General features: G+C 37.1%; 9 protein-coding genes. 4 read left to right on the top strand and 5 right to left on the bottom strand.

Annotated elements, in window-relative coordinates; genetic code table 11:
• Positions 1-6 precede the first annotated feature (6 nt).
• Positions 7-609 carry a YigZ family protein gene (locus D0T85_RS10705; RefSeq protein WP_163213105.1) on the top strand — a complete coding sequence of 201 codons (603 nt, stop codon included), beginning with the start codon at positions 7-9 and terminating at the stop codon, positions 607-609.
• Positions 610-660: 51 nt separating this feature from the next.
• On the opposite strand, the gene D0T85_RS10700 is transcribed toward D0T85_RS10705, so the two are convergent.
• The 5 genes from D0T85_RS10700 to D0T85_RS22770 form a co-directional block, all read right to left on the bottom strand.
• Positions 661-1470 carry an AraC family transcriptional regulator gene (locus D0T85_RS10700; RefSeq protein WP_239060697.1) on the bottom strand — a complete coding sequence of 270 codons (810 nt, stop codon included), beginning with the start codon at positions 1468-1470 and terminating at the stop codon, positions 661-663.
• Positions 1471-1755: 285 nt separating this feature from the next.
• Complete coding sequence (locus D0T85_RS10695; RefSeq protein WP_163213101.1) at positions 1756-4050, bottom strand: TonB-dependent receptor; 2295 nt, start codon at positions 4048-4050, stop codon at positions 1756-1758.
• Positions 4051-4641: 591 nt separating this feature from the next.
• The gene (gene prfH / locus D0T85_RS10690) at positions 4642-5262 is read right to left on the bottom strand and encodes a peptide chain release factor H (protein ID WP_163213099.1); all 621 of its coding nucleotides are present in this window, start codon (positions 5260-5262) and stop codon (positions 4642-4644) included.
• 5 nt (positions 5263-5267) lie between these two features.
• Positions 5268-6665, bottom strand: coding sequence for an RtcB family protein (locus D0T85_RS10685; RefSeq protein WP_163213097.1), 1398 nt, complete (start codon positions 6663-6665; stop codon positions 5268-5270).
• A gap of 580 nt (positions 6666-7245) precedes the next feature.
• Entirely contained in the window at positions 7246-9561 is a 2316-nt protein-coding gene (locus tag D0T85_RS22770; RefSeq protein WP_239060696.1) for a pectinesterase family protein, read from the bottom strand.
• 191 nt (positions 9562-9752) lie between these two features.
• On the opposite strand from D0T85_RS22770, the gene D0T85_RS10675 reads away from it, so the two are divergent.
• The 3 genes from D0T85_RS10675 to D0T85_RS10665 all read left to right on the top strand — a co-directional run bounded on the left by D0T85_RS10675 (position 9753) and on the right by D0T85_RS10665 (position 15175).
• A complete protein-coding gene (locus D0T85_RS10675; protein ID WP_163213095.1) occupies positions 9753-11654 on the top strand; it encodes a long-chain fatty acid--CoA ligase in 1902 nt (633 codons plus the stop codon).
• A 63-nt stretch (positions 11655-11717) separates the two neighbouring features.
• Positions 11718-12284: an HdeD family acid-resistance protein gene (locus D0T85_RS10670; RefSeq protein WP_163213093.1), complete on the top strand. Its 567-nt coding sequence runs from the start codon at positions 11718-11720 to the stop codon at positions 12282-12284.
• Positions 12285-12322: 38 nt separating this feature from the next.
• A complete protein-coding gene (locus tag D0T85_RS10665) occupies positions 12323-15175 on the top strand; it encodes a bifunctional fucokinase/fucose-1-phosphate guanylyltransferase (RefSeq protein ID WP_163213091.1) in 2853 nt (950 codons plus the stop codon).
• Positions 15176-15262: the final 87 nt, after the last annotated feature.

Below are 15262 nucleotides of genomic sequence, written 5' to 3'. Positions count from 1 at the left end.
GTTGTTATGGATGATATTTATAAAACCATATCCGAACCTTCTGAAAGTGTATATACAGAAAAACGTAGTAAATTTATAGGTATTGCACTACCTGTAACCAGTGCAGAGCAAATAAAAGAGCATCTGGATTATTATCAAAAAAAATATTATGATGCCCGCCATGTTTGTTATGCATATATGTTGGGGCCCGAAAGGAAAGATTTTCGGGCAAATGATAACGGAGAACCTTCGGGTACTGCCGGTAAGCCTATACTTGGACAGATAAACTCTAACGAACTTACTGATATCCTTATTATTGTTGTTCGCTATTTCGGGGGAATAAAACTAGGAACCAGTGGTTTAATTGTTGCTTATAAGGCAGCTGCGGCCGAAGCCATTACGAATGCTACGATAATTGAAAAAACAGTAGATGAAGATATTACAGTAACATTTGAATGGCCTTTTATGAATGATATAATGCGCATTGTTAAAGAAGAAGAGCCGGCAATTATTAACCAGAGCTATGATATGGACTGTGAAATGACTTTACGCATCCGAAAATCATTAATGCCCCGGTTGAGAGAAAGATTGGAAAAAGTAGATTCTGCACGAATAGAGGAGGGTGTATAAAAGAACTTTCACTTTTAATACACCCTCTTGATACATAGTTAGAGGTTGAATTTATGAACGTCTGAACTCTTTTGGCGACATTCCGGTATAGTGCTTAAAATACTTTCCGAAGAAAGATTGGTTAGCAAAGTTTAGTTCGTCTGCAATTTCCTGAATATTAAGTTGTGAAGACCGGAGCAGAGATTTAGCTTCGAAAATAACGAAATTATCAATCCATTCGCCCGCAGTGCGTCCGCTTGTTTTTTTAACCACACTCGATAGGTGTTTGGGGGTTAAGCATAGCGCTTTGGCATAGTAGTTAACACTTCTTTCTTTTCGGTAATTTTCTGACAGTAATCTCATGAACTGATCATATATTACTTCTTTTCTGTTTCTTTTTTCTGTTTTACGAGGAATACGGGTATCATATATGTTATATATCTCGTAAAACATGGCTGTAATCAGCGTAAGAATAATTTCTTTTGTAGTTCTTCTATCCTCATTTATCCTTTCCCAGAATAGGTTGTAATACTCCATTATAAAACTCAGTTCATTACCTTCAAGGTTTAAGCATGGGTATTCTTTTGTATAAAAGAAAAATGGAAGAATTACTTTTATTTTTGGAAAAACTTCATCTGTATATTTCCGTGAAATAGCAATTACTATACCTTGATAATCATCACTGATTTCCATACTGTGTATAATCTGGTCGGGTAAGGCAATGATTAAAGAACCTGGTCCAACATAATATTCTTGCATATTAACGCCTATCCGCGTGTACCCATCAAGACAAACCGATAGTACGGTTGTATCTAATCTGGTAGGTACTTCGTAAATCGGCATACTCTTTAGATCATTAAAAATGTAGAAATCGTCATTCATACGATTTACTTTTCTGGGTTCTTGAAAAACTGGAAGAGATTCAAGTTGTAGTGAGGTCATTTCATTCATCTTTTTTGCACTTTTTTACAAACTTATAGATAAAATCAGCTTGAATCAAGACAGAAAATACAAAAATAAGAGTTTTGGGCTATTTATTGTGTGATATGGAACTTTTTTCGAGGTGTAGATATGAGCAGAATGTTACATTTATCTTACAAAATATCCTGTATATGGCAAAAACAACCATATACAGGATAAATTGCAACTATAATGTTCCGAAAAGTATCAATTCATAATTTTAAATCCAACGAAGAGAGTTCGTGGTTGAGTAGGGCCATAGAAATACCCCGAGTCTCTATACTCTCCCTTATCCAGGTCTTTTTGGAAACTATTGAAAATGTTTTGAATACCTCCGTTTAATTGTATCTTAATATGATCGCGTAAAGGGAAAGTATAATTTAACTTCAGGTTTACATCCATAAAATTGGGCGATTTCTCCATACGGGGCGATTGTTCGTGTGGCATGTGTGGAACAATCATCTTTCCGGTGTATACTCCCGAAACAGAGAAATCGAATTTACTGGTTGGGGCAGAAGTAAATGTAAGATAGCCATAATAGTTAGGGCTACGTGGCATACGTTTCGTGGTTAATGGATTTTCATCCAGATCTTTGGCCCAAACTTCATGTTGAGTATATTCACTTCTTTGGGCTGTAAATCCTAACTGAAATTGGGCGGTGCGTCCATGAGCAATTTTTGCATCCAGATTTAATCCATATACACGTGCTCCGTTACCGTTACGGCGCTCTTTTTCGAAATAGCCATTTTCATTTTCTCCTATATCTTCCAGAACAAAAACATGATTTAATTCTGTATAAAATCCTTCCAGCAGAATATTTGCCTGCCAATGTCCAAATAATCCTGTCCAATCTACCGAACCACTGAAACTATTTGAGCGCTCTTCGCGTAGATTATCTGCTAATTTAATTTGAATACCTTCGCCACCTACTGCGGTAATATGCAGGTCTTCGTCGTAAGCTTGTGGTGCACGGAAACCAGTTGAATAGGTGGCCCGGGCTTGAAAACTATCAGAAGGTTTATATAATAGGTTTACACGCGGACTGAATATTAAATTATCAATCAGGTTGTGCTTGTCCAAACGCGCACCAACAAGTAAAGTTAGTTGGCTCATCTTCCATTCGTTCTGTATAAATCCGCCGCCAATTTTCACTTCCTGTTTCATATTGCGTTCATAACCAGTCATAACGTCGTGTAGGGCATTGTGCTGGTATTCAATTCCCCCAGTAAAAGTAGCTGGTGCAAACCATAGTTTATCCATGTTGCCCACATACATGGCTCCAGCCACCCAAGTCAGATCATCGGTTTTTCCATAAGCAAATTCGTCTTTCTGTGCACCGTAATAACTATTACGATCTACGTGCTGAATAGATCCGTATACCGATAACTTGTGCTTATATTCATTCCAGAAATTATCATAGCTAATGCCTCCACTGTTTATTACATGTTTGGTTTGCTCGGTAATATCACTTTCATGGGGTTGCAGATCGAATGCATTACCTCCACGGCGAAATTCGTTTGTAGTATGGTATTCAATATTAATTTTACTAAAGTGTGTAGGGCGATAATATCCTCTCATGCCAAACGTATTCATATTTAATTTACCAATCTCCGAAAAATCATCATCATCCCGGTCGTAGGGATTTCTGTTGCGGTATGTTTCGTAAAGGGCTATACCATACGAATTATCCTTGGCTACCAACGATACATTGCCTCCCATGTATTGTTCCCACGACTGGCCATCCATATTAGAGAGGGAACTTGATACCTGGAAAGAGTTGTTTATAGGGTCTTTAGTTATAATATTAATTGTACCACCCACAGCATTGGCTCCAAATAAGGCCGATCCTCCACCACGAACAACCTCTACTCTTTCAATCATATTTGTAGGAATCTGTTCCAACCCGTAAACACCAGAAAGAGCACTGATTATGGGCCGACTATTGATTAATATCTGTGAATAAGGCCCCTCTAATCCGTTGATTCTGACTTGTGGGAAAGCACAATTCTGACAGTTATTCTCTACACGGAGGCCAGACTGAAAGTTAAGTGCTTTGGCCATATCTACAGAATTAACTGTTTCAAAGAGTTTGGGAGTTATTACATTCACTACAACCGGAGCCGATTTTCGGCTAACTTCGTTCCTGTTGGCCGAAACTACTACTTCGTCAGTAATGAAACTTTCTTCTTCCATTTTAAAGTGTACAATTGCTGTAAACTGTGAGCTTACAGTAACAACTTTCTCTTGTGTTTTATATCCTAATGCTTCAACACGAAGCGTATAATTACCTTCGGCTAGTTTTTTAAACTCAAATTGTCCTTCTTCGTTCGAAACTGTTCCGGTACCTTTTTCTACAATTAATATAGTGGCGTATGGTATGTTTTCGTCTGTACCTTTTACAATAACATGTCCGGCTATCATGTTGCCTTCTTTTATAGGATTAGCCCCATAAAGGTTTATGCTTGCACACACTAGTGCAAGTATATATAGTAGATTTCTCATTTAATAATGAATATATTAGTATAAATAATAGATTATTGGGTGTATCAAAAAGTTCAATCGCACTTTTGATACACCAAATTATAAACATTGTATACATTTTGCTATTGAGCAAAGCGTAAATCTGGGCAAATAATTTAAAATAAGGGAGGTGCTCTTAGTGAAGGGATTCTTAAATGGACTTCCTTAAAAACAGGAGTTGTTTTTATAGGTTGCAATACCTTAATAATAGAACGGAAAAGTTTTTTTAAGGTAATTCCACAATCCGAATTTAATGAAAGAAAAGAGGAAAGATGGACAATAAAATGTAATCCGTCGTCCGGATGTTCGTGTTGTCCGCTAAAAGGGTGAAAATGGGTAACAGGAATGCCTTTAGAATAATGTACATGGATAAATAGAAGTACATTTATCTGATATACATTAAGAACTATAAGTAATAGTAAGGGTAGTATTTTTCTTGTAACCAGTTTCACTATAACCATTTTAGGTTTCGGAGCGCAAAGTTACATAATATTTTCGTATTTTTCATAAGAATGGAAGTAGTTATAGCTCCTAGCGAAGCGATAACTCCTTCCATTCTGAAATATGAATAATTTAGGTTAAATCTTCCATTATTGTTTTTACCGGATTACCTCGTTTCAAATTATTGTGGTTATTCCAGTTTTCCTGCGCTACCTGCATGGTTTGTTCAACCTGCCAGGCAGCTAAACGTACAAGTAATCTTTCGGTAGCCAGTTTTTTGTTTTGGATTTGCGAACGTTCGTCGCTTGCCACAACGCTTATTCCCGATGGAACATGAGTGGCTCTTACAGCCGACTCGGTTTTGTTTACATGTTGTCCTCCGGGTCCTGATGCTCGCAATGTTTGATAAGTAATATCTTTATCATTAAAAGCAAACAATTGGGGAGATTTGTAGCTGTTAATACCTATAAACCAGTTTTTTCTTTTATGATAAATGCGGTAAGGGCTTTGGGCAATCCACTGAATTGTGCCTTGCCATTCTTCAACTAATTGGTTGCAATTGCTTCCTTCCAGTGATAGAATAGCCGAAAGAAGGGTCCGGTTTAGCGGACCTTCTTCTCGGTATAATATCTCAGCATTGAGTTTCATTATCCGGGCTTGTTTTATAATTTTCTCCAAAACCAAAGCTACTACACGGCAGCATTCGGCAGGACCACGGCCAGACGTAATTTGAAGATATATTTTGTTTTCCATTGTTTTTATTCTTTATTCATTCTAACTATTTTAGGCATAAATTTGCCATGTATGTCTACTAACGATTCTTGTGCTGTCATAATACGGTCAATATTCTTGTATGCCAGTGGAGTTTCTTCTACACTACCTCCCAACAGGGTAACACCAGCCTGCGAAAGCATTTTCTTTAAAGCAGATTGTGTAAACTGTTCTTTTGCTTTTTGGCGCGACATAGCTCTGCCTGCCCCGTGTGATGCAGAATTCAAGGATTCATCAATTCCTTTTCCACAAACCAGATATCCGGGTGTTGCCATACTTCCGGGTATCAATCCCAGTTGATTTTTTCCGGCAGGCGTGGCTCCTTTGCGGTGAACAATGGCATAACGTCCGGGAGCTATTTCTTCTCTCCAGGCAAAATTATGGTGATTGCTAACATTGGCTATTGGCTTCAATCCCAATGCCTTACCCAGATTTATACTGATTCTTTCGTGGCAGGCACGGGCAAAATCTCCAGCCAGATTCATGCTTAACCAATATTCTTGTCCGGCTTCTGTATCCAAATTTAACCATGCAAAATGTTGGGCTTCGCGAGGTAGTTTACAAACCTCACGGGCAATGTCGCTATAATGTTTGGCTATGGCTGCTCCCATACCACGCGATCCGGAGTGGGAGAGAAGTGCTACATAATCTCCCGAAGGCAGGTTAAGTGCATTATTCTCTTTTAATTCCAGTTCGCCGAATTCCACAAAATGATTTCCACCACCCGAAGTACCTAGTTGACGAACAGCTTTACCATGTAGAACTTTTAATAATGCAGTTGATTGAAATTCAGCACGATCAAGAATTTCATGTTCCTGACTAAAAGTTAATCCACCTTCCATTCCAAAATGTGTAAAACTCTTTAAGGCCTCCTTTATCCCGTGTGAGTATCGTTTCAAAAAATCTGTTCGTGCATCAAAAATAGTAAGATGCATTCTGCAGCCAATATCCAGTCCTACTGCATAAGGAATAACAGCATTTTCTACAGCCAAAACACCACCTATCGGTAATCCGTATCCGGCATGCGCATCGGGCATTAATGCTCCTGCAATGGTAACAGGTAGTTGCATGGCGAGTTGCATTTGTTGTTTAGCTAAGCTATCAATAAATTTGTTTCCATATGTTTTATAGTTTAAAGGCTCGTTACGTAAGTTATATACTGTGAACTGTTTATTTATTAGGGTAGGCGAAAAGTGTTCGGCCAATTTACCCCATATTTCGTTGTTTTTATATTTTTCCGGATATTCCAATAAATCAGTCAGAATGGTTTTAATAGCATCTTTACTGTCGTGTTTGCAGTGTTTGTTTACTATTGATATTGCTAAACTACGAGCTATATTATTGGTATATCCAAGTTTGCTTAATTCTTTAGGTTGTATTCCCATAATTATAAATAAAGGAAAAAGATGTTGGATACCTTTGATAGTGGGATATAACATACCACTTCAATGTATCAACATTGTTAAATAAGAAAATAGATTGTGTGTACAGGACTAATCAACTGTTATCAAATAGCAGCCGTTATAATTGATAGGTAATAGAACATGAGTTGCAAAGGCTCTTCATCCCGATGAGCCGGCTTAGTCCCCGTCTTGATATTATAATTTCTCCAACATAATTATACCCTTTCTTTAGTTTTAAGGGTTAATAAACTTAAATTTCGGAGCAAAGATAATAAAAAGATTAGAAAAACTAATAAAAGTGAATTTTATTAGTTCATTCATACAAATAAAGTGAATATGCGAATATATGAAAGGAAGAAAGTAAAAACGAGAGTAAAATCATATCTGAAAATCAATAAATTACAGTACCACTGTTTTTTTGAGCTTGAGAAAAAAGTATCACGCTGGTGGTACAAAAGTATCACAGCTAAGATACTTTAGTACCACACCTGTGGCACTTTTGTACCACAGGTGTGGTACTTTTTTCTCATCAGTGTGGCACTTTTTTCTCACTTATGTGATATTAAATATCCTCCAATCCAGCCTTCATTATACCCTCTACCAAACTATTGAGGTATAGTTCCAGATAACTATATCCGCTGTAAGAATCAATATCCCTATATGTTTTTCCTTGAGGTAAAAACGTTGATGCCCACACATCAGGAATTCCATCATTATCACTATCAACAGGTTTTGGAACAGACTTATATTCAATGTAGCCTTCACAATTTGAAGGACTATCAATTATGCCATTGGTGCTGTAAGTTCCTTCGTAAGTGTAGTTTCCTTTTAAAGTTTCCTTTGTAACACGTATATCAATATCATCCTGGTGCAAACTGGCACCAGCTAAATTCAGCACTTTATTATATGCGTTTTCGGCTGTATGAGTACTTACTTTTGCAACATTAAATTCAAAATCCGATTTGATACCTTGAGCAGGTAAAGAATAATCCGGTTTTTCATTGGGGTGTATGCCATTCCAATTATCTTTGTTGGTAGTTGCTATTTCATTAACTACTTGAGGTATTGCCCGAATCTGTGGACAAGAGTCATCGAAATAGTTACCATTCACATAAAAAGTTCCCCAGGTTCCGGGTTTGTTCCGATATAACCCATCGTCGGCATTGGGCGAAAAAATACGGTGTGTTATCTTCCTATTTGTAGCAGTTGATGGGCCAGGTTTATAATAGTTATTCACAAAATTATAGCTTCCGCCTTCGCCCGCATATCCTCCGTTGGTAGGTCCCCAGTTGTAAAACACATTGTTTCTGATGTCTACTATTTCTTTTTCAGGTTCACCAGTGTACCGGCTGCCGCATAACCGTGGGGTGCGGCTGGAATGATGCACCATTAAATTATGGTGGAAACTAGCTTTCTGTCCACCCCAGATTGCTCCATAACCATGATTCCCTTTTCTGTGAACAGATTTATTGAGGCTTTCGCTGATAATACACCATTGCAATGTCATATTACTATTATCATAGAAAGAGGCACACTCGTCTGTACTCCAACTCATAGAACAGTGATCTATTATTATATTTTTTGCCCTTTTTCCTTCCATAGCGTCTTGCTCTGCTTTTTGTTCATCGCCTAAACGACAACGGATAAAACGAACAATAACATTATCTGCATGAATAATAAATGAATGATCTTTAAGACAAATTCCGTCTCCGGGAGCTGTTTGGCCGGCTATGGTAAGATCACCATTTTCAATAACCAGATTTGAATCAAGGTCAATTGTACCCGATACATCAAAAACAATGGTGCGAGGCCCATTTAGTAAAATGCCTTCGCGAAGAGAACCCAGCCCACTGTCGTTCAGATTAGTAACATGATATACAACACCTCCACGACCACCGGTTGTATAGCGCCCGAAACCTTCGGCACCCGGAAAAGCTGGTGTTAGTTGCCACCATTTATCCTCTACTCCAAAAATAGTTTCGGGTGTGTATTGGGCAGCTTCTGCAGCAGTTAACTGTTTAGACCAGCTAACTCTATTGCTAATATCGGAATTTCCTGTGTTGTTATATTCGGCATATCTTGCTGTTTTTTCGCGTTCGGGTTTCTTCCAGTTGTGCCATCCTTCGGGTACAATATGATTTCCCAGATTGCAATGAATAAAAGTTGTGGCTGCAAAATCTCTCCACGGTCTTCCCAGATAAACTTTCTTAATAGCAGGCGAAGCTGTTAATGTACAATTAATAAACACATATCCAAATTTAATGTCTGCTGGGGTAGAGGCCGCAGTTATATATGAATTCCGTTTACTATGTATTTCACAATCCTCGAATATAGCTGTGGCTGGTCCGAATATAAAATCGGTAGTACCTTCAATATAACAATTGAAAAAATATAATTGGGCACCGTTTGTATCAGTGAATACTGTATCCTGGTTACCTAATAACCGACAATTCAAGAAAACAAGTTTATCACCTTCGGTATGTAAAGCAACCGCCTGTCCTAATTGGGCTGCGTTATTTTCTATTGTCAGGTTTTTAAAAGTGATGTTATTACCCTGTACTTTTAGTGTGTATGTAAGAAAAGTCCCCATTTCATTTATACGTGCATGGTCGTCGTAGGTAATGATGGTTTCTTCGGTGTCTTCTCCAACAATTTGTATGTTTTGGATATAAGAAGGAATTATAAACTTTTCTTTGTATGTACCTTTTTTAATATAAATAACTTCTGGTAGCCTGTCGGCATGCTGTAGAGCATCAATAGCTTCGTGTATGTTACGATAAAGTCCAGTTCCGTCACGTGCAACATAAAGAGTGTCATTTTGTGCATGTATGTTCGAAACTATAAAAAAAACGAAAAGTGAAAAAAGAAAGTGTTTCATAAATATAAATATTTCTATTGAGAGATTTAATTTGTGGTAAATGTATGTCATACAAGAAACATTAAGGAGTTTTTTTTGGTGTATTATGTGGAATATTTGATGTTTTGGTGGAATATGAACCATTATATATCAAAGTAAGTTATTTCTTTGTAAATTTGTACCATTTGCATTCTAATTAGATTTTAATATATATGAAAACAATTATTGATTTATTTGAAAGCAGTGTTCAAAAATATGCTAATAATACCTTTTTGTGGGAAAAGAAAACCAACAAGTTTGAACCCATAACCTATAAAGAAACACAGAAACAGGTATACCGGTTAGCAGCAGGGTTACTTAGTATGGGTGTTCAATTCGGCGATAAGATAGCACTTCTTTCGGAGGGTAGAAATGATTGGATTATTGGGGAATTAGGAATTCTTTATACAGGTGCTGTAAATGTTCCTTTATCAGTTAAATTGGAAGAAAGCAACGATTTATTGTTTCGTTTAAGGCATTCTGAATCCAAATATATAATGGTTTCCGGAGCACATCTAAAAAAGATTCGTACCATTATTAACGATCTGCCTTTAATAGAAAAAATTATTGTTTTTGATGAATTGGATGCTTATGATAGCAGCAAAGAAATTCCTCTTGAAAATATATTAAAAGAAGGTGACCAATATCTGAAGGCAAATCATAAAGAACTTATTAAACGAAGCAAATCTATAAAAGGTGATGATATGGCTAATATTTCCTATACATCAGGAACAACAGCCGACCCTAAAGGAATTATGCTCTCTCACCGGAATTATACTGCTAATGTAGAGCAGTCTATGTCTTTAATTAAAATAACTCCTCAGGATAGTAACCTGATAATTATTCCACTCGATCATTGTTTTGGGCATGTTGCCGGGTTTTATTCTTTTATGGCATACGGAGCCAATGTTGCTACTGTACAAATAGGGAAAACACCAATAGAGTCTCTTAAAAATATCCCTTTAAATATCAATGAATTCAAGCCAACAGTAATAATGAGTGTTCCGGCTTTGGCTAAAAGTTTTCGGAAAAACATAGAAAATACAATTCGGAAAAAAGGAAAAAGTACCGAAAAGCTTTTTAAACATGCATTGAAAATAGCTTATGAATACAATAAAGAAGGTTATAATAAAGGTGGAGTTACGCAAATTCATAAAAAACTATTATTGGCAATTTATGATAAATTGATGTTTTCGCGTGTACGAGAGGCTTTAGGAGGCAAATTAAAGTTCTTTATTGGCGGAGGTGCTTTGCTGGATATAGAATTGCAACGTTTTTTCTATGCAATTGGAATGCCAATGTTTCAAGGATATGGCCTTTCGGAAGCAACACCGGTTATCTCTTCTAACTCATTAAAAAAACACAAACTAGGATCGTCCGGAACCTTAGTAGCAAATCTGGATTTGAAAATTTTAGATGGAGATGGTAATGAGTTACCACTGGGAGAAAAAGGAGAAATTGTTGTTAAAGGCGAAAATGTGATGCTTGGTTATTGGAAAAACCCAGAAGCCACAGCCGAAACAATTCGCAACGGATGGTTACATACAGGTGATATGGGATATATGGATAAAGATGGTTTTCTATATGTTCTTGGACGGTTTAAAAGTTTACTTATCAGTAATGATGGTGAAAAATATAGTCCTGAAGGTATTGAAGAAGGTATTTGCGATAAATCTAAATACCTGGAACAGATGATGTTGTACAATAATCAGGATCCATATACTGTTGCATTGGTTGTTCCGGATAAAGAAGCATTAAAACGCTATGTAGAACGTATTAAACCGGGAATAGATTGGAGTACGCGTGAAGCAAAAGAACTGGCACTCAAGAAAATTCAAGAGGTTATTAATCGCTATAAAAGTAATGGGGTATATGCCGGAGAATATCCTGAACGTTGGCTTCCTGCTGCTATTGCTGTTTTGCCTGAACCTTTTACCGAACAAAATCAACTTCTCAATTCTTCTCTGAAAATGGTTCGTGGAAAAATAGAAGAACGTTACAAGGAACGTTTGGAATTTTTATATACTCCCGAAGGTAAGAATATAATAAACGATCAGAATTTGTTTGCATTATAAACAATTATATTACTTAAAAGTGTATATTCGCATAAAGGAAAACTCTATTAAAAATTAAATAGTATGAAGTCAATAAATTATCCTGTAATCCGTTCCATATTTGCTCTAATCATAGGTTTAGTGGTAGTTATATGGCCAGGCGTTGCTGCCGACTATCTGGTTATGACAATTGGTATTTTATTTATAATTCCAGGTTTAATAGGTATAATCGGATATTTTGCTTCTAAAGGTAAAACTGCAAAAAGCCGTTTCCCCATTGAGGCGATTGGTAGTTTCCTTTTTGGTTTGTGGTTGGTTATTAATCCGGGATTCTTTATTAATATATTAATGTATGTTCTTGGCTTTATTTTATTGCTTGGAGGCATACATCAATTGTACACTTTAATAATGACCCGTAAATGGACCAATGTGCCAGTAGCCTTTTTTATTACTCCGGTATTAATCCTGATTGCAGCTTTACTTATTTTGTTTAGTCCACGCGAATCTCAGGAAACAATTTTTATAATAATAGGAGCTACGGCAATTGTGTATGCAGGTTCGGAATTACTTAATTATTTCCGCTTCCTGAATAATAAACCTCAAAATCCTGCAATTACCGATATTGTAGATGCCGAAATAATTGATGAATAATGTATTCATCACTCACAACTCATCACCCAAAATTCAATATGCAAAAATTACTTTCGCTGCCACCTAATTTAACAAACTACTTTTATGAATTAGAAGATGCAAACCGGGAAGAATGGTTTTGTACTTCAGACCCAATAGGGTCTAAAGTTGGTTCAGGTGGAGGCACAGCATGGCTTTTAGACGAGTGTCACCGTTGTTTAGCACCTCAGCAATCGTTCGATCAGTGGCTTGAGGGCGATAAACGTATATTGCTTCATGCAGGCGGACAAAGTAGGCGTTTACCTGCTTATGCACCATCTGGGAAAATATTAACTCCAATTCCGGTATTCCGGTGGGAGAGAGGGCAGAAACTTAATCAGAATTTGCTTTCTTTACAATTACCTCTGTACGAACGGATAATGAAAGCTGCACCAGCATCTTTGCATACACTGATTGCCAGCGGTGATGTATACATTCGTTCGGAACGGCCTTTAAGTCCGATACCCAATGCCGATGTGGTATGTTATGGCCTTTGGGTTGAAGCTTCGTTGGCAACCAGGCATGGCGTTTTTGTTTTAGACAGAAACAATCCGGAACAACTTGACTTTATGTTACAGAAACCCTCAATTGAAGAATTAGAGTCTGTAACCAAAACCCATGTATTTTTGATGGATATAGGAATTTGGCTTCTAAGTGATAAAGCAGTTAAATTATTAAAGAAGCATTCTTATAAAAATGATGCCATGGTACCGGATTACTATGATTTGTATTCTGATTTTGGCTTGTCGCTTGGAAACAATCCACGTATTACTGATAAAGAACTAAATGAACTTTCAGTTGCAATATTACCATTAACTGATGGCGAATTCTACCATTATGGAACAAGTACTGAGTTGATTTCTTCTACCTTATCCATACAAAACAGAGTGCATGATCAACACAAGATAATGCACCGCAAAATAAAACCAAACCCGGCAATCTTTGTGCAGAATGCAATAACCGGAATATCTTTTAAAGCAGAGAACGAAAATTTGTGGATAGAGAATAGTTTTATTGGTCAAAACTGGAAATTAGGAAAGCGCCACATACTAACTGGTATACCCGAGAATAATTTTAATATCCAATTACCCAACGGAGTGTGTATTGACATTGTTCCTATAAATGAAAACGAGTGGGTGGTAAGGCCCTATGGCATGAATGATGCATTCCGGGGAGATTTGCATGATGAAAATACCACCTTTTTAGAAATCTCTTTTGCAGAATGGCTACATCAGAGAAATCTTAAATTAACAGATACAGGTATTTCAAACACAAAAGATATTCAATCTGCCGGATTGTTTCCGGTGGTTGATTTAATAGAAAAATTAGGCACAGTACTTAAATGGATGGTTACAGAACCATTACTGGCAGAGGGAAAAGAAATATGGATGAAGGCAACTCGTTTGTCTGCTGATGAAATTTCTGAAAAAGCCAATCTGGTACGCTTGTATCAGCAAAGAGAAAAGTTCTGTAAAAACAACTGGGAAATACTTTCCAGGAATTATGAAAAAAGCGTTTTTTATCAACTTGATTTAGCAAATGCTGCCGAAGAATTTACCCGGTTAAATCTTGATACCCCTTCCGTTCTAGCCGAAGATGCAACAGTTATGACTCGTATTCATAACCGGATGCTTCGAAGCAGAATCCGGAAACTAAAAGGAGAGGAATACATTACAGAAGAAAATTCTGCCTTTGAATTGCTCAGAGAAGGTTTATTAGGTGAAATCAAAAATAAAAAAAGTGACCCTCATTTAAATGTATATAACGATCAGATAGTATGGGCACGTAGTCCGGTACGCATTGACTTGGCAGGCGGATGGACAGACACCCCTCCTTATTCTCTGTTCTGTGGAGGAAATGTAGTAAACCTGGCTATTGAATTAAATGGTCAACCACCTTTGCAAGTATATATTAAGCCCAGTAAGGAATATCAAATAACCTTACGATCTATAGATATGGGAGCATTGGAACAGGTTACTACTTTTGAGGAACTGGCCGATTATAAGAAAGTAGGATCTCCTTTCTCTATTCCTAAAGCAGCACTTGCTTTGTCTGGTTTCCTACCATTGTTTTCTAAAAATAAATTTAAATCACTGAAAGAGCAATTAAAAGCTTTTGGTGCAGGTATTGAAGTTACCTTGCTGGCAGCAATTCCTGCAGGTTCAGGTTTGGGTACCAGTTCTATTCTTGCTTCAACTGTATTGGGAGCAATAAATGATTTCTGTGGTTTAGCATGGGATAAAAATGAAATCTGCCATCGAACCCTTGTTCTGGAACAATTGTTAACTACAGGTGGTGGCTGGCAAGATCAATACGGTGGAGTATTTCATGGTGTTAAATTGCTACAATCAGAATCGGGTTTTGCACAGAATCCACAAATACGTTGGTTACCCGATTATCTGTTTACCTTACCCGAATATAAAATGTGTAACCTGTTATATTATACAGGCATTACCCGTACAGCCAAAGGTATTCTGGCAGATATTGTAAGCGGCATGTTTCTAAATTCATCTGCTCATTTAAGTCTGTTAGCTGAAATGAAAATCCATGCATTAGATATGAGCGGAGCCATTTTGAAAGGCAGTTTTCAAGAGTTTGCAGGATTAATTAATAAAACCTGGCAACAGAATAAAGCATTAGATAGTGGTACAAATCCTCCTACTGTAGAAGATATTATAAACCGGATTAAAGATTACACATTAGGATATAAATTACCTGGTGCAGGTGGTGGCGGTTATTTGTATATGATTGCCAAAGACCCACAAGCAGCAATCCGCATCCGTGAGGAACTAACCAACAATCCGCCCAATTCATGTGCACGGTTTGTTGATATGGAGCTTTCGGATAAGGGATTACAAATTTCGCGATCGTAACATCTTAACGCTAAGTTACGCCTAGTTTCGCAGAGTATACTATATTATTATACTCTGCGAAACTAGGCGTAACTTAGCGTTTAAAAA

This window comes from Bacteroides sp. 519 (genome assembly GCF_010500955.1).
Lineage (GTDB): Bacteria > Bacteroidota > Bacteroidia > Bacteroidales > Bacteroidaceae > Bacteroides.
Note: the sequence above shows the minus strand (reverse complement) of the source record. Positions and strands in the feature narration are given on the sequence as shown.

Coding starts and splice junctions, on each gene's coding strand:
- D0T85_RS10705 (WP_163213105.1), top strand. CDS start 7: ATGGATGATATTTATAAAACCATATCCGAACCTTCTGAAAGTGTATAT.
- D0T85_RS10700 (WP_239060697.1), bottom strand. CDS start 1,470: ATGAATGACGATTTCTACATTTTTAATGATCTAAAGAGTATGCCGATT.
- D0T85_RS10695 (WP_163213101.1), bottom strand. CDS start 4,050: ATGAGAAATCTACTATATATACTTGCACTAGTGTGTGCAAGCATAAAC.
- prfH (WP_163213099.1), bottom strand. CDS start 5,262: ATGGAAAACAAAATATATCTTCAAATTACGTCTGGCCGTGGTCCTGCC.
- D0T85_RS10685 (WP_163213097.1), bottom strand. CDS start 6,665: ATGGGAATACAACCTAAAGAATTAAGCAAACTTGGATATACCAATAAT.
- D0T85_RS22770 (WP_239060696.1), bottom strand. CDS start 9,561: ATGAAACACTTTCTTTTTTCACTTTTCGTTTTTTTTATAGTTTCGAAC.
- D0T85_RS10675 (WP_163213095.1), top strand. CDS start 9,753: ATGAAAACAATTATTGATTTATTTGAAAGCAGTGTTCAAAAATATGCT.
- D0T85_RS10670 (WP_163213093.1), top strand. CDS start 11,718: ATGAAGTCAATAAATTATCCTGTAATCCGTTCCATATTTGCTCTAATC.
- D0T85_RS10665 (WP_163213091.1), top strand. CDS start 12,323: ATGCAAAAATTACTTTCGCTGCCACCTAATTTAACAAACTACTTTTAT.